We start from the raw sequence: 23811 nt of genomic DNA, 5'->3' as shown, positions 1-23811 counted from the left end.
GGGTGCTGCCTCTTCTGTGTACGTGGTGCGAGGCGAGCGCGCGGGTCGTGCCGGACCGTGTCGGGGACGTCGGCTGCCTTACGGACGGGTGAGCCGTAGGACACGGGACCTCTGTCGACGCTCCAGCGCTCGTACCACTGAGGGTCCCCCTCCGGATTCCGTACGCAGTGTGGCGTACGGCAGGGAGGGCTGTCGGGTCGGAGCCGATCGGGCCACCGACCGGGCATCCTCATGCGTGCGGCCCGACGACGATGTCACGTACCCGTACGTCACATACTCGGCAGGCGCATTACCACCATACCCCGGATTCGCGCACACGCGATGGCCGATTTGGACACGTAGTCGTCGTCACACTGTTCCACCCGGGGTCGGCCGACGGTCGGCCGGGGGCCACCGGGGGCCTTCCGGCGCGCGACGGGCGAGCTATTGTGCGCTGCATGACGAGCTCTGACAAGCCTGGCAACGCCGCAGACGCCACCGCCGAACCCACTTCGGTCGCCGCCCGGGACTGGGCGACGGCCGCCGCCGACCCGCAGTATCGCGCCGCTGTCGTGGATCTGCTCGGCGCACTCGCGTACGGCGAGCTGGCGGCGTTCGAGCGGCTCGCGGAGGACGCCAAGCTGGCGCCCACGCTGGCGGACAAGGCGGAGCTGGCGAAGATGGCGTCGGCCGAGTTCCACCACTTCGAGCGGCTGCGCGACCGGCTCTCCGGGATCGGCGAGGAGCCGACGGCGGCGATGGAGCCGTTCGTGGCCGCCTACGACGGCTTCCACAAGCAGACGGACCCCTCCGACTGGCTGGAGGGGCTGGTCAAGGCCTACGTCGGCGACTCCATCGCCAGTGACTTCTACCGCGAGGTCGCGGCCCGTCTCGACTCCGACACCCGCGAACTGGTGCTTGCGGTGCTCGACGACACCGGGCACGCCGGTTTCGCCGTGGAGAAGGTGCGCGCGGCGATCGACGCGGACCCGCGCGTGGGCGGGCGGCTCGCGCTGTGGGCGCGGCGGCTGATGGGCGAGGCCCTGTCCCAGTCCCAGCGCGTGGTCGCCGACCGGGACGCGCTGTCGACGATGCTGGTGGGCGGCGTCGCGGACGGCTTCGACCTCGCCGAGGTCGGCAAGATGTTCTCCCGGATCACCGAGGCCCACACCAAGCGGATGGCGGCCCTGGGGCTGGCGGCCTGACCGAGGCGGGCGCGGGCGCCGGGGCGCGCGGGGTGGCGGGCCGGTGCGTCGCGGCGGGCGGTGGCCGTGTCCGTGTGCGGTGACCCGTGCGCGGCCGTCGGCGGGGACGGCCGGGAGGTCGTAGGCAGGGGCGGACGGGCGGTCCCGTGATCGTCGGCAGGGGCGGACGGGCGGTCCGGTGATCGTCGGCCGTCGGCGGAGGCGGCCGATCGGTCGCTCAGGCGGTGGCCGAGCGTCGGCGCAGTCTCGCCGCGGGACGCAGCAGCAGCGACAGCGAGGCCGCGGAGAGAGCCGCCGAGCCCAGCAGGACCAGCACGAGACCGCCGGCGCCCAGCGCGGTGTGCGTGACGAACGCCCCGAAGAGCGCCCCGGCGATGCCCGTCGGCAACACCAGGACGGGGGCCGGCAGCCGGTGTGGCAGACGGTGGGCGGCGGCCCATGCCAGGGCGAGGCCGAGGATCGCGGCGCTGAGCGCTTCCAAGAGCATGTCGGGGTCCCTCCCACGCGGCCGGCCTGCCCGAAACGGTCACAGCCGTCTTACCCCTGACCTGCGGAATACAACCCTCCCCCTGTGGGTGAACTGTGCTCCACCCGTGCACGGGACGTACGGGAGGGGCCCGGCGGTGACTCACCGCCGGGCCCCTCCCGCAACTTCGTCCGTCGTCCCGCGTCCGCCGGCTACAGCGCGCCGAAGCCCACCTTGCGCGGGGACGGCTCGCCGATCTCGACGTAGGCGAGACGGTCGGCCGGCACCAGGATCTTGCGGCCGTGTTCGTCCACGAGGCTCAGCAGCTGCGACTTGCCGGCCAGTGCCTCGGCGACCACGCGCTCGACCTCCTCGGCAGTCTGACCGCTCTCCAGAACGATCTCGCGGGGCGCGTGCTGCACGCCGATCTTGACCTCCACGGCTATGTCCCTCCGACGGTCAGTGAAGTGCGCGATCTTCCGCGCCGTACCCAGCACACATTAGCCCGGTGAGGGGACGTACACGCTCCGCCGGAGAACGCCAGGAGCGAACAGCGGACGGGAACAGGAGTCCCGTGAGTCCCGCGGACGTGCCGGTCAGTGCTGCTCGGTGCCGTGCAGCGGGAAACCGGCGATGCCCCGCCAGGCGAGCGAGGTCAGCAGCTGCACCGCCTGGTCGCGGGGCACGCTGCGGTCGCTGTGCAGCCAGGAGCGGGCCACCACCTGAGCGAGGCCGCCCAGACCGGAGGCCAGCAGCATCGACTCCGCGCGCGAGAGGCCGGTGTCCTCGGCGATGACGTCGCAGATCGCCTCGGCGCACTCGTTGGTGACCTTGTCGACGCGCTCGCGCACGGCGGGCTCGTTGGTCAGGTCCGACTCGAAGACCAGGCGGAAGGCGCCGCCGTCGTCCTCGACGTACGCGAAGTAGGCGTCCATCGTCGCCCGGACGCGCTGCTTGTTGTCGGTCGTCGACGCGAGCGCGTGGCGCACCGACTGGATCAGGGCCTCGCAGTGCTGGTCCAGCAGGGCGAGGTACAGGTCGAGCTTGCCCGGGAAGTGCTGGTAGAGCACCGGCTTGCTGACACCGGCCCGCTCGGCGATGTCGTCCATCGCGGCCGCGTGGTAGCCCTGGGCCACGAACACTTCCTGTGCGGCGCCCAGCAGCTGGTTGCGTCGGGCTCGGCGGGGAAGGCGTGTGCCCCGCGGGCGTACCGCCTCTGTCTGCTCGATGGCTGTCACGCCGCCTCCCATAGTCGTCCTCGTGCGGTGTGCGCCGCGCCGCCATCGTACTTTTCGGTAACCGTGGTGTGTGCGGTGCGAGCGCAGAATTTCACGGACCGGACGGTGGCGAAAGCCGCACAACAGGTTTCAAAAGGGTCCAGGCCGGGCAGAAATCGTCCTCCTTCCTGCTCGGCGAGCCTTTTCAGCGGTAGTCGTCCTCGTCGTGGGAGACGACCCTGGCCTGTTCCGCCAGGTCGGCCTCGTTGGCGCGGTCCGGGTCGTGGCCGGTGAGCGGATCGTCGCGTTGCGGCGCGATGTCCGCCTTCTGCTCGGCGGCGTCGGCGTCCGGTGCCTCGACGTCGGACTCCTCCGCTTCCTGTACCTCGTCCTCGAAGGTCTCCGGGTCGGTCGGGTCGACGGTCATGCTGGGCTCCCTTCCTACGAACGTCCCTGAAGGTGCAGGGGCCACACGTGGGTGCCCACTCCATGAGCGTAGGAGACACCCGATCCGGACGCCATGCGTCGTAAGTGGCCGTCCGTGACCGTCCGTGGCCGTCCACGGCCTTCCGTGGTCTTCCGTGGTCTTCCGTGCGGCCGGGGCGCACTCGTTCCTGTGATGGCGAACACATGAACCCCAGTGTGATCATCTCGTAATATTGCCGCATGTCTTCGACCGAGCCGCCGTCCGCCTCGCCCGCCAACGTGCTGCCGAAGGTCGCGGCCGTCAAGGTCGCGGACGGTGAGCGTCTCCGGTCGGTCCACCTGCCCGACATCACCCTGACGGTGCGCTCGCGCCCGCCCGCCCGCGCGGGACTGCCGCCGGCCCTCTACGTCCACGGCCTCAGCGGCTCTTCGCAGAACTGGTCGGCGCTGATGCCGCTGCTGGACGGCGTCGTCGACAACGAGGCCGTCGATCTGCCGGGCTTCGGCGACTCCCCGCCACCGGACGACGGCGACTACTCGATCACGGGCCACGCGCGCGCGGTCGTCCGCTACCTCGACGCCTCCGGGCGCGGTCCCGTGCACCTCTTCGGCAACTCGCTCGGCGGCGCCGTCGTCACGCGTGTCGCCGCCGCGCGGCCCGACCTGGTGCGGACGCTGACCCTCGTGTCGCCCGCGCTGCCGGAGATCCGCGTGCAGCGCGGCGCCGTGCCGACGGGGCTCCTGGCGGTGCCGGGGGTGGCGGCGCTGTTCACCCGGCTCACCCGGGAGTGGACCGCGGAGCAGCGGGTGCGCGGCGTGACGGCGCTCTGCTACGGCGATCCCGGGAGGGTGAGCGAGGAGGGCTTCCGCAACGCCGTCGAGGAGATGGAGCGGCGGCTGCAACTGCCGTACTTCTGGGACGCGATGGCGCGCACCGCGCGTGGCATCGTCAACGCGTACACGCTGGGCGGCCAGCACGGGCTGTGGCGACAGGCCGAACGGGTTCTCGCACCCACGCTCCTGGTCTACGGTGGACGGGACCAACTCGTCGGCCACCGCATGGCCCAGCGGGCCGCCCGCGCCTTCCGTGACTCCCGGCTGCTCACCCTGCCGGACGCGGGTCACGTGGCGATGATGGAGTATCCGGAGACGCTGGCCACGGCGTTCCGCGAGCTCCTCGCGGACACCGGGGAGCCGGCGGCCGGCGAGCGGACCGACGCGGTCGTCGAGGACGAGACCGCCAACCAGAGCACAGGAGGCTGAGGCGCGACGTGGGACGCCACAGCCGACGCGGACCCGCCCCCAAGCCCGCCGGCGCGGACACGCCCGCGCGGGAGAGCCGTTCCGGCCTGCTGGGCCGGCGCCGGGCAGCCGAGCCTCCGGCCGGGGACCAGACGCCACCACCGGTGAGCGGAGCCCCCGGCACCGCTGCCCATGGAGCACCGGGCGGCCCTCGGGGCGGCGATGGCGGACGTCAGGGTTACGCGGGACCGGGGCCGGGACCGAGGCCGGGGGAGGGTACTCCGGCGCGCGGGTTCCCGTCTGTTCCCGGTGGGGCCCCGGGTGTCCCCGGGGGGGCCCCGGGTGTCCCCGGTGGGGCCCCGGGTGTCCCCGGTGGGGCCCCGGCGCATGGCTTTCCTCGGGTCGAGGGCGGCGCGTCGGGGCGTGGCTTTCCGCGGGGCGCGGACGGTACGCCCGCGCGCGGCGTGCCCGGGCTCCCCGACGGCACGCCGGCGCACGGCGTGCCGCGGGTTCGGGGTGGTCACCCCGAGCAGCGTGAACCCGGTGGCGGCTGGGGTGAGTTGAGCGGACCGACCGGCGTCGGCGCCGGGTACGGCGCCCCGACGGCACCGCCCGGCGGCCCGCGCACGCACCCGGGGCCTCCCGGCGGGCCCGCCGGACCCGGCTCGCCCTTCCCGCGACAGCGGCAGGCCCCGCCGGGCGGGCCGCGGCAGGAGTACCTGGACGCCTTCGAGGGCGACGGCGACGCCTTCGCGCCCCGCCCCCGGCGCCGTGCCCCCGTCCCCGCGCAGCCCGCCGACCCCTACGCCTCCGTCACCGACTGGAGCGCGGGCGACGGACCCGGCGGCCCGGGCCCCGGCGCCGCTGTCCACGCCGACGACACACCGCCCACGGGCGAACCCGCGACGGCCAAGGGCGGCAAGGGCAGGACCTTCACCGGCATCGCCGCGGCCGCCGTCACCACCGTGCTGGCGGTCGTCGTGGCCGGGCAGGTCGCCGACGGCTCGGACGGCGAGGGCGTGCGGTCGCAGTCCGCCACCGACCAGGCCCGCGGCGCCCATGACTCCGCGTCGCGTGACGACGACCGGCCGACGCCCTCCGCGCCCGAGTCCGCGAAGCCGCTGACGTACGAGCAGAAGATGGGCAAGACGTACCCGCTCGACGCCACGCTCAAGGGCTCCGGGGAGTTCGAGGCCATCGCCGGCATCGCCGAGGGGCCGGAGAAGGGTGAGAAGCACACCTATCGCGTGGACGTGGAGCAGGGGCTCGACCTCGACGGCGAACTCTTCGCCGAGGCCATCCACAAGACGCTCAACGACGACCGGAGCTGGGCCCACAACGGCGCCCACACCTTCACGCGCATCTACTCCGGCGACCCCGAATTCGTGATCACGCTGGCCAGCCCCGGCACCACCGCCGAATGGTGCGCCAAGTCCGGCCTGGACACCACCGTGGACAACGTGTCCTGCGACTCGGCCGCCACCAAGCGCGTGATGGTCAACGCCTACCGGTGGGCGCAGGGCGCCGAGCCGTACGGCGACGACATCCACGGCTACCGGCAGATGCTCATCAACCACGAGGTCGGCCACCGCATCGGCCACAACCACGTCACCTGCGACAAGGACGGCGAACTCGCCCCGGTCATGCAGCAGCAGACGAAGTTCGTCGACCACGACGGAATCGACTGCCGCCCCAACCCTTGGGCCTACCCGAACAGTTGACCGGCGAACGGTGAGGTGCGGCCACCGCGTCACGCTTCGTGACTGACTGACCCCTTAGCGCGACCGAACGCATCCCGCACAGGAAAGTTACGACCGTTCACCCCTTTTGGTGGCGCGATGGACAACCGTCCATCGCGCCACCGCCTTGTCCGCATACGTTCGTCCCGCTGCGAGCCGCCGGGCCAACGGCGGCTCCCCAAACGGGAGATCGGGGGTGCGCGCGTGCGCATCGGACTGCTTACGGAGGGTGGCTATCCGTATGTGAACGGTGAGCCCGGACTCTGGTGCGACCGGCTCGTGCGCGGGCTCGAGCAGCACGAGTTCGACGTCTACGCGCTCACCCGCAGCGAGCGCCAGGAGGCCGAGGGCTGGGTTCCGCTGCCGCCGCAGGTCGGCCGGGTGCGTACCGCGTCGCTGTGGGACGCCGAGGACGACGGGGTCGTGTACGGACGGCGCACGCGCCGGCGCTTTGCCGAGTACTACGGCGAACTGGTCGCGATCCTCTGCGCGACCGTCCCCGAAGAAGCCTCCGGCCGGGCGGAGACCGCGGCGTCGCGAGCGGACGCGACGGGCACCCACGACCGGTTCGCCCATGAGGCGGACCGTTTCGCCAACGCGCTGTACGGCCTCGCCGAACTCGCCCGCGACGAGGGCGGACTGCCCCGCGCACTGCGCTCGGAGACCGCCGTACGCGCCCTGGAAAGCGCCTGTCGCGCGCCCGGTGCTCACCGCTCCGCGCGCGAGGCGCGCGTGCCCGACCTGCTCACCGTCGCCGCGCGCCTCGAACGCGTCCTGCGCCCCCTGTCGCTCGACTGGTACGAGGACGACGGCCTGGGCGCCGTCGATCTGTGCCACGCGGCCTCCGGCGGCACCGCCGCCCTGCCGGGGCTGCTCGCCCGGCACTTCTGCGAGGTGCCCCTGCTCGTGACCGAGTACGGGGTGCGGCTGCGGGCGCACTACCTCACGGAACCCGACTCCTCGCCCTCCATACGGTTCCTGCTGGCCGCCTTCCACGGCCGGCTGGCCGCCGAGACCTACCGGCGCGCGGCCCTGATCACGCCCGGCAACACGCATGCCCGACGCTGGCAGGAGCGCTGCGGAGCCGACCGCGCCAAGCTCCGCACGGTCCACCCGGGCATGGACGCGACCCCCTTCGCCGAGGCGGGGGAGTCCCCGGAACGCGCCGATCCGCACACCCTGGTCTGGGTCGGCCGGGTCGAGCCGGCCAAGGACCTCGTCTCGCTGCTGCACGCCTTCGCGGAGATCCGCAAGGAGGAGTCCAAGGCCCGCCTCAGGATCGTGGGCGGCCCCTCCGGGCCCGAGGGTGCGGCCTACCTCGCCCACTGCAAGGGCCTGGCCGCGCAGCTCTTCCCCGACGAGGCCGACGGACCGCACGCCGTCGGCAGCAACCCGGTGTCCTTCGAGGAGATCGGCGGGCCGGAACTTCCCTCCCGCGCCGACGCGTACGCCTCGGGAGCCCTGGTGGTCCTCTCCAGCGTCGTCGAGGGGTTCCCGGCGGGCCTGGTCGAGGCCATGTTCTGCGGCCGGGCGACGGTGTCCACGGACGTCGGCGCGGTGGTGGAGGCCATCGGCGGCACCGGACTCGTCGTGCCTCCGCGCAACCCCCGGGCGCTCGCCGAGGCGTGCGTCGCCCTGCTGCGTGATCCCGAGCGCCGTGCGCGCCTGGGTGCCGCCGCGCGCGCCCGCGCACTGGAACTGTTCACCGTCGAGCAGAACGTCGCGGCATTTCACGGCATTTACCTCGACATCCTCTCGCGCACACCCGCACGCCGCGTCGTCCTCGACGACACCGGCGAGCCCCTCCCGTTCTCCGTCCCCGCCGAGGCGCACGTTCCCGGCCGCTGGACGGACACCACGACCCGTGCCGTGGCCCGAGGCGGCCCGGCCTGGGCGACGGGCACCCCCGTCCGGGCCACGACCCGGACCTCACATACCGACGACGTGCCCGGAGCCGGGACTTCGCCACCGGCGATCGGGGGAGGCCGGGCCGCGGTTCCCCTGTCGGCGACCGACGGGGCGCGGGGCGGGGTTCCCGTTTCCGTGACTGAGGGGGCGCGGGCTGCGGTTGTGGTGCCGGCGGTCGAGGGGGTCGGAGCTTCGGCTTCCGCGACCGAGGGAGTCCGAGCCGCGGCTTCGGCTTCCGTGACCGAGGGGGTCCGAGCCGCGGCTTCGGCTTCCGTGACCGAGGGGGTCCGAGCCGCGGCCTCGGTTTCCGCGACCGAGGGGGTCCGATGAGCGGCCTCCACGAACTGGACCGTGACTGGGCCGCGGCCGGGCCGGAGGATGCCGGTACGCGTCCGCCGTCCGCCGCTCGCCGCGTCGCCGCGGACCCGGTGAAGGCCCTGATGCACCGGCACCGCGAGCTGTGCGAACGCGCCGTGGACCCGCTGGAGATCGCGGCCGGGCTGGAGGCCCACGGCGTCACCGACCGGACCGCCGCACGCTTCCGCCACCGGGACGTCTTCTCCCTCGCGGAGGAGATGTACGCCCGCGTCCCGCGTGACGCCGACACGCCCCCGCGCCCCGCGGACCAGCCGACCCCCCGGGCACCACTCGCCTGGGTCGCGCTCGCCGTGCTGCCCGGCGCCCTGTGCGCCGCCGCCGTGGCCGCCCTGCGCCTCACCGACGGCCGGCCACGCCTGGTCGCGGTCACCGTCGGAGCGCTCGCGGTGGCCCTCGCCCTGCGCGCGGTACTGCGCCGAGGGCCGTTGAGCGCCGGCACGCGGACCTCCGGTACCTGGACCTGGTGGCTCATCGGCTACGCCATCCTCGGCGACGGCCTGCTCCGCACCGCTCTCTCCGGCGGCCCGGACGCCCTGCCCGACGGGACCGCCGACGGACCGTGGCCCGTCGCCGCGGCCCCCGTACTGGCCCTGGCCCTGGCCTGCGCGCCCGCTGCCGGGTGCGCCCGCCTCTTCGCGGTGCGCGCCCGCCGCAGACTGACGGCCAGCCGGGGCCTGGCGGACTTCTCCGCCTCCGTACGCCCCCTGCTGCTCGGCACGTTCACCCTGTTCATGGCCGCCCTCACGGCGCTGGCGGCGCTGACCGGCGCGGTACTCCGGGAACCCGCCGCCCACCCGCAGGTGCTCGCCCTCGGCGCCCTCCTCCTGCTCGCCCGCCTGCTCACCGTGCACGGCCACACGCACGCCCCCGCGCTGATTCTCACCGCCGCGGCCCTGGCGGAGGCGGCAGCGGTGGCCACGGTCTTCGCCGCCCGTCTCCCCGGCTGCGGCTTCCTGGCCGTCCCCGTGGATGCGCTGGTCGCCGCCTGCGGCCCGGCCGTCGTCCCGACGGCGGCCTGCGGCACCGGAGCCCTGATCCTCCTGGTCCACGCGACCCGCCGCCTGACCAAGGCATCCGCTCACGCGGCGCCGGAGCACCCGCGTTGACCACCTCCCCGGATACCCCCCACACGTCCGCACCATCCCCTGAAGGAGCCCCCAGATGACCACCTCCCGACCCGACGCCTCGGCACCGGGAGCCGCCCGATGAGAGTCCTGCTGATCGGAGCCAACGGCTACATCGGCCGCTTCGTCGCCGAACGCCTGCTCGCCGACCCGGCCGTCCAGCTCACCGCGCTGGGCCGCGGCGACGACGCCGACGTCCGTTTCGACCTCGCAAGCGGCAGCCCCGGCGCCCTCACCCGCTTCCTCGACGCCGTCCACCCCGGCGTCGTCGTGAACTGCGCGGGGGCCACCCGGGGCGGCGCACGCGACCTCACCCGGCACAACACCGTCGCCGTCGCCACCGTCTGCGAGGCCCTGCGCCGCAGCGGCTGCGGGGCCCGGCTGGTGCAGGTCGGCTGCAGCGCCGAGTACGGGCCCAGCCAGCCCGGCTCGTCCACCGCGGAGGACGCCGTGCCCCGCCCCGGCGGCCCCTACGGCGTCAGCAAACTCGCCGCCACCGAACTCGTCCTCGGCTCCGGTCTGGACGCCGTCGTCCTCCGCGTCTTCTCACCCGCCGGCCCGGGCACACCCGCGGGCTCCCCGCTGGGCCGACTCGCAGAGGCCATGCGCCGCGCGATGCAGTCCGGCGACGGCGAGCTGAGGCTCGGCGGCCTCGGTGCGCAGCGCGACTTCATCGACGTCCGCGACGTCGCCCGCGCCGTGCACGCCGCCTCGCTCTCCGCGGCGCAGGGTGTCATCAACATCGGTTCCGGCCGGGCCGTACGCCTGCGCGACGCCGCCGCGACCCTCGCCCGCGTGGCCGGCTACGGCGGTGCCCTGCACGAACTCGACGGCCCGCCCGGCGGACTCCGGCCGACCATCGGCCACCCGCGCACCGAATCCGTCGGCCACCGTGTCGACGCCCTCGGCCACCACCGCGCCGACGCCCTCGGCCACCACCGCCCCGAGCCCCTCGGGCACCGCGGCGAGCGCGCCGACGCCGAGCACGCGGCCCCGGTGGCCTACCCCTACCCGGACGGCTGCGGCAGCTGGCAGCAGGCCGATGTGCGCACCGCACGCGACCGGCTCGGCTGGCGGCCCAGGATCGCCCTCGAAGAGTCCCTCGCCGATATCTGGATGGAGGCGGCATGCCGTATCTGACCAGCACCGCAGCGGGCACCGCGAGCACCGGCGTCCGTACCGGCCTCGGCATCCCGGGGCTGGCCCATCCCCTCGTCGCCCCCGGCGAGTGGGCGGACCTTGCCTGGCCCGGCACGCCCCTGCACTGGGTCGTGCTGAACGTCGCCGACGGCCCCGGAGCCCACCCCGACCCGCACTGCCTGGAGGCCGCCGGCCGGCTGCGCAACGCGGGGGTCCGCGTCCTCGGCCACCTCGACGCCGCGTACGGAGCCCGAAGCTTCGGCGAGCTGATCTCCGACGCGCACCGCCACCTCGACTGGTACCGGGTCGACGGCTTCCTCCTCGACCGCTGCCCCTCCGAACGGGCCGCGCTCCCCGAGGTCCGCCGCACGATCAGCACGCTTCGGGTGATCCGTGACGACGCCCACATCGTCCTCGGCCACGGCACCCACCCCCACCCCGGGTATGCGGAGTACGCCGACCAACTGGTGACCTTCTCGGGCGCCTGGAGTGACTACCGCTGGTCGCAGGCGGCCGAGTGGAGCGCCGACTACCCGCCCGAGCGCTTCTGCCACTTCGTCCACGGAGTGCCCCGCGGACACCTGGAGGAAGCACTGCGCATCGCCCGCTGGCAGGGCGCCGCGACGATCTGGTTCACCGACCGCACCGACCGGGGCGGCAGGGTGGACCCCTGGGAGACGATGCCCGGCTACTGGGACGACATCGTCTCGCGTATCGGGACGGGTGTCTCGGAATGAAAAAGGCCGTGGCAGTGTTGCGAAGAGAACAACCGTAATTACTGACCGACAAACGGAGTCCCCGTGTCGCTGCCACCCCTGGTCGAGCCGGCCGCCGAGCTCACCGTAGACGAGGTCCGCAGGTACTCCCGCCACCTGATCATCCCCGACGTGGGGATGGACGGGCAGAAGCGGCTGAAGAACGCGAAGGTGCTCGCCGTGGGCGCGGGCGGCCTCGGCTCGCCGACCCTGATGTACCTGGCGGCAGCCGGTGTCGGCACGCTCGGCATCATCGAGTTCGACGAGGTCGACGAGTCCAACCTGCAGCGCCAGGTCATCCACAGCCAGGCCGACATCGGCCGCCCCAAGGCCGAGTCCGCCCGCGACACGATCAAGGGCATCAACCCGTACGTGGACGTGATCCTTCACCAGGAGCGGCTCGAGGCCGACAACGTGATGGACATCTTCGCCCAGTACGACCTGATCGTCGACGGCACGGACAACTTCGCGACCCGCTACCTGGTCAACGACGCCTGCGTGCTGCTCAACAAGCCCTACGTCTGGGGCTCGATCTACCGCTTCGACGGCCAGGCCTCCGTCTTCTGGTCCGAGCACGGTCCCTGCTACCGCTGCCTCTACCCGGAGCCCCCGCCCCCCGGCATGGTCCCCTCCTGCGCCGAGGGCGGCGTCCTGGGCGTGCTCTGCGCGTCCATCGGCTCCATCCAGACCAACGAGGCCATCAAGCTCCTCGCGGGCATCGGCGAGCCGCTGGTCGGCCGCCTGATGATCTACGACGCCCTGGAGATGCAGTACCGCCAGGTCAAGGTCCGCAAGGACCCCGACTGCGCGGTCTGCGGCGAGCACCCGACCGTCACCGAGCTCATCGACTACGAGGCCTTCTGCGGCGTCGTCTCCGAAGAGGCCCAGGCGGCGGCCGCCGACTCCACGATCACTCCCAAGCAGCTCAAGGAGTGGATCGACGACGGTGAGAGCATCGAGCTCATCGACGTCCGCGAGCCGAACGAGTTCGAGATCGTCTCCATCCCGGGCGCCCGGCTGATCCCCAAGAACGAGTTCCTCATGGGCTCCGCCCTGGAGAGCCTCCCGCAGGACAAGAAGATTGTCTTGAACTGCAAGACGGGTGTCCGCAGTGCGGAAGTCCTCGCGGTCCTCAAGTCCGCAGGCTTCTCCGACGCCGTCCACGTCGGCGGCGGCGTGATCGGCTGGGTCAACCAGATCGAGCCGGAGAAGCCCGTCTACTGACCGGGTCCCGGCAGGCCGGGCAACGGCCACGCCTCCCGTACGGCGGGGGTTCCGCGCACCGCAGGTGCCCGGAGCCCCCGCCGTCGTCATGAGCAGACCTTGCCGTCCTCCGGCACCGTGCCCTTCAGCAGATAGGCGTCCACGGCGGAGTCGACACAGTCGCTCCCGCTCCCGTACGCCCCGTGCCCCTCGCCCTTCCAGGTGAGCACCACACCCACGTCCTCGCCCAGCTCGTCCGCCATCCTGCGGGCACCCTCGTAGGGCGTGGCCGGATCGCCGGTATTGCCGACCACGAGGACCGGAGCCGCGCCGGGCGCGCTCACCTCCGGGGTCTCGTGCTGACCGGGCACCGGCCAGTCGTGGCACCAGCCGGCCGTGTCCCAGCCGAGGAAGGTCCCGAAGACGGGGGAGATCCTCTCGAACTGAGGCAGCAGCTTCTTCGTCTCCTCCAGGGTCGGCCGCTGCTTGTCGTCCAGGCACGATATGACCCGCTGCGAGTGGGTCGTCGTGCCGTAGTGCCCCGACGGGTCGCGCTCGTTGTAGCCGTCGGCGAGTGCCAGCAGTTCCGAGCCGTCGCCCTCCTCGGCGGCCGCCAGGGCGCTGGTCAGGGCCGGCCAGCCGGACTTGCTGTAGAGGGGCAGGACGATGCCCGTGAGTGCGAGGGTCTGTGTCAGCTCGCGTCCCGGTGACGACGTCGGCAGCGGTTCGGCGTCGAGCCGCTCCAGCAGGTCGGCGATCTCCCGCGAGCCCTGCTTCGGGTCCTGCCCGGTGGACTTCAGGTAGTCGTCCAGGGCGCGCTGGAAGCCCCGGGCCTGGTTCTCGGCGTGGCCGATCGTGTCGGCGGTCGGGTCCACGACGGCGTCGAGGGTCATGCGGCCCACGTGCTCCGGGAACAGGTGGGCGTAGACGCCGCCGAGTTCGGTGCCGTAGGAGATGCCGAAGTAGTGCAGCTTCGTGTCGCCCAGGACATGCCGCATCAGGTCCATGTCGCGGGCGGTGTCCGTGGTCGACACGTGTGACATCAGTTCGCCGGCGGACTTCTGGCAGCCCTTGCCGAAGTCGGCGGCGTCCTTCAGATACGCCTGTTCCTCGGCGGTGGTGTCCGGAGTGGAGTCCACCGACTCGGCGTCCTCGATCGCCTCGTCGCCGCGGCAGCGGATGCCCTCGCTGGCGGCTACCCCGCGCGGGTCCCAGCTCACCAGGTCGTACCGCTCGTGCAGGGAGGAGACGGTGTCGGCGTAGGACGGCATCATGGAGACGCCCGAGCCGCCGGGCCCCCCGAAGTTGAACAGCAGGGAGCCGATGCGCTCGCCGCCGGTGGCCTTCGCCCGGATCAACGCCAGGTCGATCGTGTCGCCGTCCGGCTCGGCCCAGTCCAAGGGCGCCTTGAGCGTGGCGCACTGCCAGTCGCCGTCAGGGGCGGGGGAGTCCGCGGTGCCCTTGCAACGGCCCCAGTCGAGTTCCTGGGAGGCCAGCGACTCGGGCACTCCCGAGGGAGCCGCCGGCGAAGGCCGGGGGCTGCCTGTTCCTCCATCGGCCTCGTCCTTTCCGGACGAGCCGCCGCTGCAGCCTGCCGTCAGCAGTGCCGCGGCTGCCGTCAGAGCCGTCCACCGTACGAGACGCGTCATCGCTCTCCCCCTCGCGAGCCGTCCGCGCCGTGCGGCGGATGGCGGTCATGCCATGGTAGGCGGAGTGCGCTGAGCCTGCCGTGCCCTGTGGATAACCCTCTGACCTGCGCTTTCGTTCGACCGGGGTGCCGATCCTCGGGTGCAGATCCCTGGGTGCGGACGAGGTCAGGAGCAGACCGTGCCGACGGCCGGGACCTCGCCGTCCAGCAGGTAGCCGTGGACGGCGTCCTGCACGCACTTGTTCTTGCTGTCGTAGGCACCGTGCCCCTGGCCCTTGTAGGTCAGCTCCACGCCGACACCCTTGCCCAGTGCCTCCGCCATTCTCCCGGCACCCTCGTAGGGAGTCGCGGGATCACCGGTGTTGCCGATCACCAGGATCGGAGCCGCACCGGGCGCGCTGACGTCGGGGTGGTCGGCGGCGCCGGGCACCGGCCAGTCGGTGCAGCTGAGCATGGACCAGGCGAGGTAGTCGCCGAACACCGGCGAGGCCTTCCGGAACTGGGGCAGCTTGCTCTCCACGTACGCGGGGTCGTACCGCGGCTTGTCGTCGGCGCAGTTGATGGCGACGTTGGCGGCGGTGATGTTGCTGTACTCGCCGTTCTCGTTGCGCCCGTTCAGCGAGTCCGACAGCGCCATGAGGATCGTGCCGTCACCGTCGTACGCCTGCACGAGGCCCTCGGTGAGGTATTCCCAGAAGTCCTTCGAGTAGAGCGACTGCGCGATGCCACCGGTCGCGGCGGTCTGAGTGAGTTCGCGCGGGAAGATGCCGGGGATCGGCTTGCTGTCGAGGTCCTTCAGCAGCCGGGCGATGCGGTCCTTGACGTCCTGGGCGCTGTCCCCGACGGGGCATTCCTCGGCCTTCGAGACGCAGTCCTCGGCGAAGTTGTCGAGGGCGAGCTGGAAGCCCTCGGCCTGCCCCAGCGAGCCCTGTTCCGGGGTCTGTGTCGGGTCGACGACCGCGTCGAAGACGGCGCGCCCCACGTGCTTCGGGAACAGGTGGGCGTAGACGCCGCCGAGTTCGGTGCCGTAGGAGATGCCGAAGTAGTGCAGCTTGTCGTCGCCGAGGACCTGGCGCATCAGGTCCATGTCGCGGGCAGCGTCGGTCGTGGCCACGTGCGGCAGCACCCTCTTGGAGTTCTTCTCGCAGGCGGCGTTGAAGTCCTCCGTGTTGTCCACCAGTTCCCGGCGCTCGGCGGCGTCGTCGGGGGTGGCGTCCTGCTGGAAGTAGGCGTCGAGCTGTTTGTCGTCCAGGCATTCCACGGGGGCGCTGCGGCCGACGCCGCGCGGGTCGAAGCTGACCAGGTCGTAGCGGGTGCGCAGTTTCGCGTAGTCCTGGCCGAAGGCGGGCAGCGTGGTGACGCCCGAGCCGCCCGGGCCGCCGAAGTTGAAGATGAGCGAGCCGATCCGCCGGTCGGCCGGGCCGCTCGACTCGGCCCGGATCAGCGCGAGGCCGATCGTGTTCCCCCGGGGATCGTCCCAGTCGAGCGGCGCCTTCATGGTGGCGCACTGCCACTCGTCCCCGTCCGGCAGCGGGGAGGGCGCGGCACCGCCGCCCTCGGCCTCGGAAGGGGCCGGACAGTCCTGCCAGCGGAGCTTCTGGGCCGCCAGGTCGTCGTTCCCGTCGGAGCCGCTCCCGGAGTCGTCGCTGCAGCCGGACAGGAGGGCGGTGCACATGACCACGGAGGTGGCGGCGGTCAGGGCGGCGGCGCGCAACCGGGAAGGATTCGGCATGCGTCCATCGTGCGGCCGCGCGTGGCCGCACGCTCGGGGCACGAGCCGTACGAGGTATGCCGTGCGCTCACCGGAGCCTGCCGTGTGCCGCGTACGGAGCGCTCACCGGAGTACTACAGCGCCTCTTTCCGTGTCAGGTGGTTGAAGAACAGCCAGCCCGGGAGCACCGGCAGCCACAGCGTGAGCAGCCGGTACAGCAGTACGGCGGGTGCGGCGACCTCCTTGGGCAGGCCCATGGCGATCAGACCGACCGTCAGTGTCGCCTCCACCGCGCCCACACCGCCGGGCGTCGGTGCCGCGGACCCCAGTGCGTTGCCCGCCAGGAAGACGACCGCGACGCTCACCAGACTGATCGACGCCGACTCGTCGCCGAAGGCCCGGACGGAGGCGTCCAGGCACATCACGAAGCAGGCGGTGAGCAGCAGCATGCCGCCGATGCCGGTGATCAGCTTCTGCGGGCGCTGCAGCACGTCCAGCATGCGCGGCACGACGCCGGCGAAAAGCGACCGCACGCGCGTGACGACGAATTTCCGCAGGAACGGCACGGAGGTCACCACGAGCACGAGCACCGCCACCGTCAGCAGACCCGCGATGACCGTCCGGGAGGGCGTCAGCGACGGGGTCTTCTCGGTGCCGGTCAGATAGCCGAAGGCCAGCAGCATCAGGATGTGGCAGCCCAGCCCGAACAGCTGCGACGCGCCGACACTCGCCACCGCGAGCCCCGGCCGCACACCCGCACGCTGCAGGAACCGGGTGTTCAGCGCGACACCGCCGACCGCCGCGGGCGCGACGATCTTCACGAACGACCCGGCGACCTGCGCGGCCACGGTCCGCAGGAACGGCACCCGTTCGGGTACGAAGCCCAGCAGGGCCATGGCCGCCGCGATGTAGCTCGCCGCCGAGAACAGCACGGCCGCCGCGACCCAGCCCCACTGGGCGTTCGCGATCAGCGGGCCGAACTCGATGTGCGTGAGCTGCGTCAGCAGGAAGTAGGCCCCGATGGCCCCGGCGATGAAGCTGATCAGCGTGCGCGGCCGCACCCGCTCCAGCCGGGCCGGCTCGACGGGGGCCTGCGGCCTGATGCGCAGCACGGCGTGCCGGATCTGCGTGAGCAGGTCCTCCTCGCGTCCCTCCTCCAGCGCCTCGTCCACGGCCCGCTTCTCCGCCCGCTGCTCGGCACGCGCGGCCTTCTTCTCGGACTTCTCGAGCTTCGCGGATCTGGCGGATTCGCCGGTCTGCTCCTGCACCTGGTTCGCGTCGTCGCCGCCCGCCGCCTCCGCGCGGGCGAGCTTCGCCTGCCGGGACGACTCCAGGACGGCCTCACGGTTGCGCTGGGCGCGCTCCCGGCCGAGCCTGCGCAGGGTCGCGCGGGTGGAGCGGCTGAGCGCGATGGGCTGGAGCATCGGCAGGCAGTCCGCCACGGCGTCGGGGCCGAGCACGGCCACCGCCGAGGCGACCGCGCGTTCGGCACCCACCCTCAGGCCGAGCGTCACCAGGAGCTGGGAGACGTCCATGCGCAGCAGCAGGTCACCGGCGGCGATCTCGCCGATGCGCAGGTCGGTGAGGATCACCGTGCCGGAACGATCCACCAGGATGGCGTCGCCCACCAGCCTGCGGTGCGCGATACGCCGGGACTGCAGGGCCCGCACCTGCTCCCAGGTGCCGCGCAGCAGGTCGTCGGTGATCTCTTCGTCGGGCAGCGAGTCGAGAGTGCGCCCGCCGGTGTGCTCGTAGACGAGCATCACCGCGTCGGGACCCAGCTCGGACGTAGCGATCAGCTTGGGCGCGTTGGCACCGGCCGCGATCGCCGCGTAGGCGAGCAGCGCCTCCTGCTCCAGTGCCTGGCGCAGCGACGGGAGGCTGCTGCGGGTGGCGAAGCCGCGCAGCGTGAGATTGCGCCACGCGCGGTAGAAGAAGCCCTGGGCCTGCTGCTCCCGGTCCACCACCGTCACGTCCAGGGGCCGGCCGTCCTCCAGGGTGACGAAGTAGCGCCGTCCGCGGTCACCGGTCTCCGCAGTGTCCGACGCCACCTCCTCGCGGGCGGCGGTCACGGGGTGGAACCCGACGGTCCGCAGGCCCGCCATCAGCGTCCGGCCGGTGGGGCGGACGTTGGGGGAGCCGACCGAATACAGCGTGCCGTAGGCCACGGTCCAGCCGATGAGGACGGTCAGGATGATCGAGAACGGTGTCGTGTAGCCCGTGACGAGCATCGAGAAGGCGTCGAGGAGCAGCACGATCCACAGGACCGCGCGCCACCGGGGCCTGCGTGACATGCCGACGGCCGTCATGTACGCGATGACCGGCGCCAGGTAGCCGTGCACTGGGTCGGTCAGCGCGTGCACGTCGCCCGGCGACGGCTGGGTGAGCGCCTCCTGGATGGAGCCCGGGGCCGCTTTGGCGACCCACAGGTCCGTGGCGAGCGTCACCCCGTGTGCGAGGACCGCCGCCAGCACGCCGTCGGCGATCCGCAGTCCGTCCCGCTTGATCAGCCGCTCGATCGCGAACGCGACCGGCACCAGGAGGATCGCGATGCTGGAGGCCAGCCCCGCGATCTTGATCAGCAGGTCGGGTGCCTGTCCGGTGCCCTTGTTGATGTCCTGTTCGAGACCCGAGGTGGTGCCGTGCGCGAACGCGGCGACGGCCAGCAGTACGGCGACGGCGAGCACGCCCACCAGGAGCCGCATCAGGTCGGAAGGACGGTGCACGCGCGCGGGGAGCAGCGGTTCGTCGCCCTCCACCTCGTCGATGTGGGCCACGTCGTCGGGGTCGGCCGCCGTCGCCGACCGGCCCGGGACCGCGGTGTCCGGGTGCGACGAGGAGTCATCCGGACGCGACGAAGAGTCAGAGGTGCCCTCGGCGTCCTCGGGGTGCACACCCTGCTGTTTCATCGCCTCTTCTTGCTCTCGTATCACTGGTCACCGACCGCACGATGGTGGCATGCCGCGTCGGCCTCGGCAGGCATCAGGGTGCCCCTGCGGGCCGCACAGTCTGCCGGAAGCGCCGCTCGCGGGCGAGGTGCGCGCACCGTCGGGACAGCGTCCCGTTGTCGGTGCGGTGGGGCAGGATGGGGCGGATGAGCGAGCAGAACTTTGCGGACGACGGCCGCTCGGAGTACGCGGACGCGCTGCCCGAGTACGCCGAGCGGGTCCTCGAGGTGACCGAGATGATTCCGCCGGGCCGCGTCATGACGTACGGGGACGTCGCCGAGTACCTGGAGGAGGGCGGCCCCCGGCAGGTCGGGCGGGTGATGTCCCTCTACGGCGGAGGGGTTCCGTGGTGGCGCGTCGTCCGCGCGGACGGCGTTCTGCTCCCGGGGAGCGAACTGAAGGCGCTCGACCGCTACCGGGAGGAGGGTACGCCCCTGAAGGAGGCGAGCAGAGCCGCGGAGGGCCATGTGCCGCGCCTCGACCTGAAGCGGGCGCGGTGGGACGGCGGCGAACGCGCACAGGGTCACACTTGAGAGTTTCCGCCATCGGACCCGTCGGCGTGTGACCTGTGATCCGTATGAGGGAAACGGGGCACTTCGGGCATGTCGATGGCATGGCGTACGTTCGTGGGGCGGGGGACACACGCGCCCCGAGTGAGCCGACGGGCAAGAGGGACCTGAGGGACTTGGCGGTCCCGAGGTGTATGAGGGACCCGAGGGAAGGAGCGGAAGCACTGCTTCCGCCTCACCCGTCGGCGTAACGTCGGCCGCACGGGTCCCCCTCGTCCCGCGGCCACCGCCGCGCCCGCGGCGCGGGCAGTCCATCAGCACACCCACCAGGACCGGCGAACCACGTGAGCTCCTCTTCCTCCACCCGACACCCGTCGCACCCCCAGGTGCGACGGGGGAGCCGTGGCGCTTACCGACTGGTGCGTACCCCGCCGACGCGAATGGACCCCCCTCGTCTGGACGCCGCTCAGCGCTCCGTGGTTGACCACCGGAACGGGCCGCTGCTCGTCCTCGCGGGTCCGGGCACCGGGAAGACCACCACTCTGGTGGAGTCCGTGGCGGACCGGATCGCCCGCGGCGGCGACCCCGAGCGCATCCTGGTGCTGACCTTCAGCCGCAAGGCGGCCGTCGACCTGCGCGACCGGATGGCACTGCGCATGGGCGCCGCACGGGCCCCCAGGGCGACCACCTTCCACTCTTTCGGTTACGCCCTGGTCCGCGCCCACCAGGACAGCGACCTGTTCGTGGAGCCGCTGCGGCTGCTGTCCGGCCCGGAGCAGGACGTGACCGTGCGCGAGCTGCTCGCCGGGCAGGTGGACCTGGAACGGGCCGGCCTCTCCCACGTGCGCTGGCCCGACGAACTGCGCGCCTGCCTGACGACCCGCGGCTTCGCCGACGAGGTCCGCGCGGTGCTCGCCCGCACCCGCGAGCTGGGCCTCGGCCCGCAGGCACTGAAGGCGTTCGCAGGGCGCATCGGCCGCCCCGACTGGGGGGCCGCCGCCGTCTTCCTCGCCGAGTACCTCGACGTGCTCGACCTGCAGGGCGTGCTCGACTACGCGGAACTCGTCCACCGCGCGGTGCTCCTCGCGCGCCGCCCCGAGGTCGCCGCGCGGCTGGCCGCCCAGTACGACGCGGTGTACGTCGACGAGTACCAGGACACCGACCCGGCCCAGGTACGGCTGCTGCACGCCCTGGCCGGCGGCGGGCGCACCCTCGTCGCCTTCGGCGACCCCGACCAGTCGATCTACGCCTTCCGGGGCGCGGACGTGAACGGCATCCTCGACTTCCCGGCCGCCTTCCCGCGCGCGGACGGTCGCCCCGCGCCGGTCGAGGTGCTGCGGACCTCGCGCCGCTCCGGGGCCGCCCTGCTGGCCGCGACCCGACTGCTGACCCAGCGCATGCCGCTGACCCGCCTCCCCGCAGGCAAGGTGCGGGCCCACCGCGAACTGGCCCCGGTCCGGGACGGCGGGCGCGTCGAGGCGTACACGTACCCGACGTCCGGCACCGAACTGGACAACGTCGCCGACATCCTGCGCCGGGCCCACCTGGAGGACGGCGTCCCCTGGGGCGAGATGGCCGTCCTCGTGCGCGCCGGCGCCCGCAGCATCCCCACGGTCCGGCGTGCCCTCACCGCGGCCGGCGTACCCCTGGACATCGACGGCGACGACCTCCCCCTGCGCCACGAACCGGCGGTGGCGCCCCTGCTGACGGCCCTGCGCGCCGTGGCAGAGGCGGAGACGGGAGGAAGCGCCCGGGCCGGCGCCGACGAGGCGCGGGACGCGACGCGGGGCGGGGGTGCCGGCGAGGCGGCGGACACGGCATCGAGCGGGGGTGCCGGTGACGCGGGGGGACCCGCGCCCGAGGAAGGCGGCGTCGAGGCTGGGGACGCGACGCGGGGCGGGGGTGCCGGCGAGGCGGCGGACACGGCATCGTGCGGGGGTGCCGGTGACGCGGGGGGACCCGCGCCCGAGGAAGGCGGCGACGAGGCCGGGGGCGTACGGGGCGCCACCGGCCCCCAGGACGAGGCCGGCCCCCAGGACTCGGCCGACCCGGGGCGCGTACCCGGCGCCGGAGCCGTGGCACAGGCCGGCCCCGAGTCCGACGCGGTCGTGGACGCCGTACCGGAGACCGAGGCGAAGGCAGCCGCGCCCGAGCCCGCAGCGGACACGGACACCGACACAGCGGCCGAAGCCGTGGCTGACGCCGGCGCAGACACCGCGGCAGCCTCCACGCGCGGTGAACCCGCCCACCGCGCGGAAGAATCGTGCTGGCTCACCACCGAGACCGCCCTCACTCTGCTCACCTCCCCCCTCGCCGGGATGGACGCCGCAGACCTGCGCCGCCTCGGCCGCGCCCTGCGCGAGGAGGAGCGGGCCGCCGGCAACCCGCTGCCGCCGCCTTCGGACGAACTCCTCGCGCGGGCGCTGGCCGAGCCCGAACGGCTGGCCGTGCACGACCCCGCGTACGCGCGGGGCGCCCAGCGCCTCGGCGCGCTGCTCCGCACGGCCCGCGAGCGCCTGGCGGGCGGCGGCAGTGCCGAGGAGGCGCTGTGGGACCTGTGGGAGGGAACTCCGTGGCCCACCCGCCTGGAACGCTCCGCCCGGCGTGGTGGCGCCGCCGGCCGCAACGCCGACCGCGACCTCGACGCGGTGTGCGCGCTCTTCGCGACGGCCGCCCGCGCGGAGGAACGCACCGGCGGCAGGGGCGCCCTGAACTTCCTGGAGGAGGTCGACGCCGAGGACATCGCCGCCGACACCCTCACCCGGCGTGCCGTCCGCCCCGACGCCGTCCGCCTGATGACCGCCCACCGCGCGAAGGGGCTGGAGTGGCGGCTGGTCGTCGTCGCGGGCGCCCAGGAGGGGCTGTGGCCGGACCTGCGTCGCCGCGGCTCCCTGCTGGAGGCCGACCGCATCGGCCGCGACGGCCTCGCCGAACCGCTGACGCCCGGCGCGCTGCTCGCCGAGGAACGCCGCCTGTTCTACGTGGCCGCCACGCGCGCGCGTGAACGGCTCGTCGTGACCGCCGTCAAGGCGCCGGCCGACGACGGCGACCAGCCCTCCCGGTTCCTGACCGAACTCGGCGTCGAACCCGTCGACGTCACGGGCCGCCCCCGCCGCCCCCTCGCCGTCGCGGCACTCGTCGCCGAGCTGCGCGCCACCACGGTCGACCCGCGCGTCTCCGAGCCGCTGAGGGAGGCCGCGGCCCGCCGTCTGGCCCGCCTTGCCGCCCTCGCCGACGAGGACGGTCGTCCCCTGGTGCCGTCCGCCCACCCCTACCGCTGGTGGGGCATGTGGGACCCGACCGAGAGCAAGGTCCCGCTGCGCGACCGCGACAAGCCCGTCACGCTTTCCGGCAGCGCCCTGGACCAGCTGGCCAACACCTGCGCGCTGCAGTGGTTCCTGGGCCGAGAGGTGAAGGCCGACGCCCCCGCGACCGCAGCACAGGGTTTCGGCAACGTGGTGCACGTCCTCGCCGACGAGGTGGCCTCCGGGCACACCCCGGCCGACCTCGCCGTCCTCATGGAGCGCCTGGACTCCGTGTGGAACGCGCTCGCCTTCGACGCGCCGTGGAAGTCGGCGCAGGAGAAGGCCAACGCGCGCGTGGCGCTCGAACGCTTCCTGAAGTGGCACGTGATGGACCGCGCCGGACGCACGCCGGTCGCCAGCGAGCACGACTTCGACGTGACCCTGGAGGCGGGCGACTACGAGGTGCGCATCCGCGGCCAGATGGACCGCGTGGAGACCGACGGCGACGGCCGCGCCTATGTCGTCGACTTCAAGACCGGCAAACAGGCGCCCACCTCCGCCGAGGTCGCTCACCACCCCCAGCTCGCCGTCTACCAGCTCGCCGTCCGCGAGGGAGCCGTCGACGAGGCCTTCGACGGCACCCGCCCCGCACCGGGCGGGGCCGAACTCGTCCAGCTCCGCCAGGGCGCGCCCAAGCGGGACGGCGGCGAGACCCTGCCCAAGGTGCAGGCGCAGGAGTCCCTGGAGGGACCGGACGGCGAGTGGGTCGGGGACCTGCTGGCCACGGCCGCCGGGAAGGTCCTCGACGAACGGTTCACCCCGACCGCGGGCCAGCACTGCACCCACTGCGCCTTCCGTGCGTCGTGCAGCGCAAGGCCGGAGGGACGGCACGTCGTGGAGTGAGGCGCGGCAGCCAACGCCCGCGACCGGTGTGACAAGTCGCACCATGCCTGCTGACCTGCGCTTCC

At 73.1% G+C, this 23811-nt stretch carries 17 protein-coding genes; 10 read left to right on the top strand and 7 right to left on the bottom strand.

Translation table 11 applies throughout. The features are described 5' to 3' along the window. Nucleotides 1-437 precede the first annotated feature (437 nt). Complete coding sequence (locus tag KUM03_RS09300; protein ID WP_217246552.1) at nt 438-1184, top strand: ferritin-like domain-containing protein; 747 nt, start codon at nt 438-440, stop codon at nt 1182-1184. A gap of 217 nt (nt 1185-1401) precedes the next feature. Here KUM03_RS09300 and KUM03_RS09295 read toward each other — a convergent pair whose 3' ends face one another. The 4 genes from KUM03_RS09295 to KUM03_RS09280 all read right to left on the bottom strand — a co-directional run bounded on the left by KUM03_RS09295 (nt 1402) and on the right by KUM03_RS09280 (nt 3294). Then, nucleotides 1402-1671 carry a hypothetical protein gene (locus KUM03_RS09295; protein WP_217246551.1) on the bottom strand — a complete coding sequence of 90 codons (270 nt, stop codon included), beginning with the start codon at nt 1669-1671 and terminating at the stop codon, nt 1402-1404. A 191-nt stretch (nt 1672-1862) separates the two neighbouring features. Further along, nucleotides 1863-2090, bottom strand: coding sequence for a DUF3107 domain-containing protein (locus KUM03_RS09290; protein ID WP_217246550.1), 228 nt, complete (start codon nt 2088-2090; stop codon nt 1863-1865). 156 nt (nt 2091-2246) lie between these two features. Then, nucleotides 2247-2888, bottom strand: coding sequence for a TetR/AcrR family transcriptional regulator (locus KUM03_RS09285; RefSeq protein ID WP_043383261.1), 642 nt, complete (start codon nt 2886-2888; stop codon nt 2247-2249). A 184-nt stretch (nt 2889-3072) separates the two neighbouring features. Further along, nucleotides 3073-3294, bottom strand: coding sequence for a hypothetical protein (locus tag KUM03_RS09280; protein WP_217246549.1), 222 nt, complete (start codon nt 3292-3294; stop codon nt 3073-3075). A 239-nt stretch (nt 3295-3533) separates the two neighbouring features. On the opposite strand from KUM03_RS09280, the gene KUM03_RS09275 reads away from it, so the two are divergent. The 7 genes from KUM03_RS09275 to moeZ all read left to right on the top strand — a co-directional run bounded on the left by KUM03_RS09275 (nt 3534) and on the right by moeZ (nt 12803). Next, complete coding sequence (locus tag KUM03_RS09275) at nt 3534-4556, top strand: alpha/beta fold hydrolase (protein ID WP_217246548.1); 1023 nt, start codon at nt 3534-3536, stop codon at nt 4554-4556. 8 nt (nt 4557-4564) lie between these two features. Next, nucleotides 4565-6256: a DUF3152 domain-containing protein gene (locus tag KUM03_RS09270; RefSeq protein ID WP_217246547.1), complete on the top strand. Its 1692-nt coding sequence runs from the start codon at nt 4565-4567 to the stop codon at nt 6254-6256. 222 nt (nt 6257-6478) lie between these two features. After that, nucleotides 6479-8512: a DUF3492 domain-containing protein gene (locus KUM03_RS09265; RefSeq protein WP_217246546.1), complete on the top strand. Its 2034-nt coding sequence runs from the start codon at nt 6479-6481 to the stop codon at nt 8510-8512. After that, nucleotides 8509-9666, top strand: a complete 1158-nt coding sequence (locus KUM03_RS09260) for a hypothetical protein (protein WP_254399059.1) — start codon at nt 8509-8511, stop codon at nt 9664-9666. The genes KUM03_RS09265 and KUM03_RS09260 overlap by 4 nt, the downstream gene beginning before the upstream one ends. A 99-nt stretch (nt 9667-9765) precedes the next feature. Further along, complete coding sequence (locus KUM03_RS09255; RefSeq protein ID WP_217246545.1) at nt 9766-10824, top strand: NAD-dependent epimerase/dehydratase family protein; 1059 nt, start codon at nt 9766-9768, stop codon at nt 10822-10824. Then, nucleotides 10812-11561, top strand: a complete 750-nt coding sequence (locus KUM03_RS09250) for a spherulation-specific family 4 protein (RefSeq protein ID WP_217246544.1) — start codon at nt 10812-10814, stop codon at nt 11559-11561. Before KUM03_RS09255 ends, KUM03_RS09250 begins: the two co-directional genes overlap by 13 nt. Nucleotides 11562-11624: 63 nt before the next feature. Next, nucleotides 11625-12803 carry an adenylyltransferase/sulfurtransferase MoeZ gene (moeZ, locus tag KUM03_RS09245; RefSeq protein WP_217246543.1) on the top strand — a complete coding sequence of 393 codons (1179 nt, stop codon included), beginning with the start codon at nt 11625-11627 and terminating at the stop codon, nt 12801-12803. A gap of 86 nt (nt 12804-12889) precedes the next feature. Here moeZ and KUM03_RS09240 read toward each other — a convergent pair whose 3' ends face one another. The 3 genes from KUM03_RS09240 to KUM03_RS09230 form a co-directional block, all read right to left on the bottom strand. Beyond that, complete coding sequence (locus KUM03_RS09240) at nt 12890-14431, bottom strand: alpha/beta hydrolase (RefSeq protein WP_217246542.1); 1542 nt, start codon at nt 14429-14431, stop codon at nt 12890-12892. A 165-nt stretch (nt 14432-14596) separates the two neighbouring features. Then, nucleotides 14597-16162: an alpha/beta hydrolase gene (locus KUM03_RS09235; protein WP_217246541.1), complete on the bottom strand. Its 1566-nt coding sequence runs from the start codon at nt 16160-16162 to the stop codon at nt 14597-14599. Nucleotides 16163-16275: 113 nt separating this feature from the next. Further along, nucleotides 16276-19050 carry a lysylphosphatidylglycerol synthase domain-containing protein gene (locus KUM03_RS09230; protein ID WP_217246540.1) on the bottom strand — a complete coding sequence of 925 codons (2775 nt, stop codon included), beginning with the start codon at nt 19048-19050 and terminating at the stop codon, nt 16276-16278. Nucleotides 19051-19235: 185 nt separating this feature from the next. Between KUM03_RS09230 and KUM03_RS09225 the strand changes: the two genes are divergently transcribed. Both KUM03_RS09225 and KUM03_RS09220 read left to right on the top strand, forming a co-directional pair. Further along, nucleotides 19236-19622: an MGMT family protein gene (locus tag KUM03_RS09225; protein WP_302185844.1), complete on the top strand. Its 387-nt coding sequence runs from the start codon at nt 19236-19238 to the stop codon at nt 19620-19622. Nucleotides 19623-20038: 416 nt separating this feature from the next. Continuing rightward, nucleotides 20039-23746, top strand: a complete 3708-nt coding sequence (locus KUM03_RS09220; protein WP_254399058.1) for an ATP-dependent DNA helicase — start codon at nt 20039-20041, stop codon at nt 23744-23746. Nucleotides 23747-23811: the final 65 nt, after the last annotated feature.

Origin of the sequence: Streptomyces sp. AC602_WCS936 (assembly GCF_019049125.1) — a bacterium.
Lineage (GTDB): Bacteria > Actinomycetota > Actinomycetes > Streptomycetales > Streptomycetaceae > Streptomyces.
Note: the sequence above shows the minus strand (reverse complement) of the source record. Positions and strands in the feature narration are given on the sequence as shown.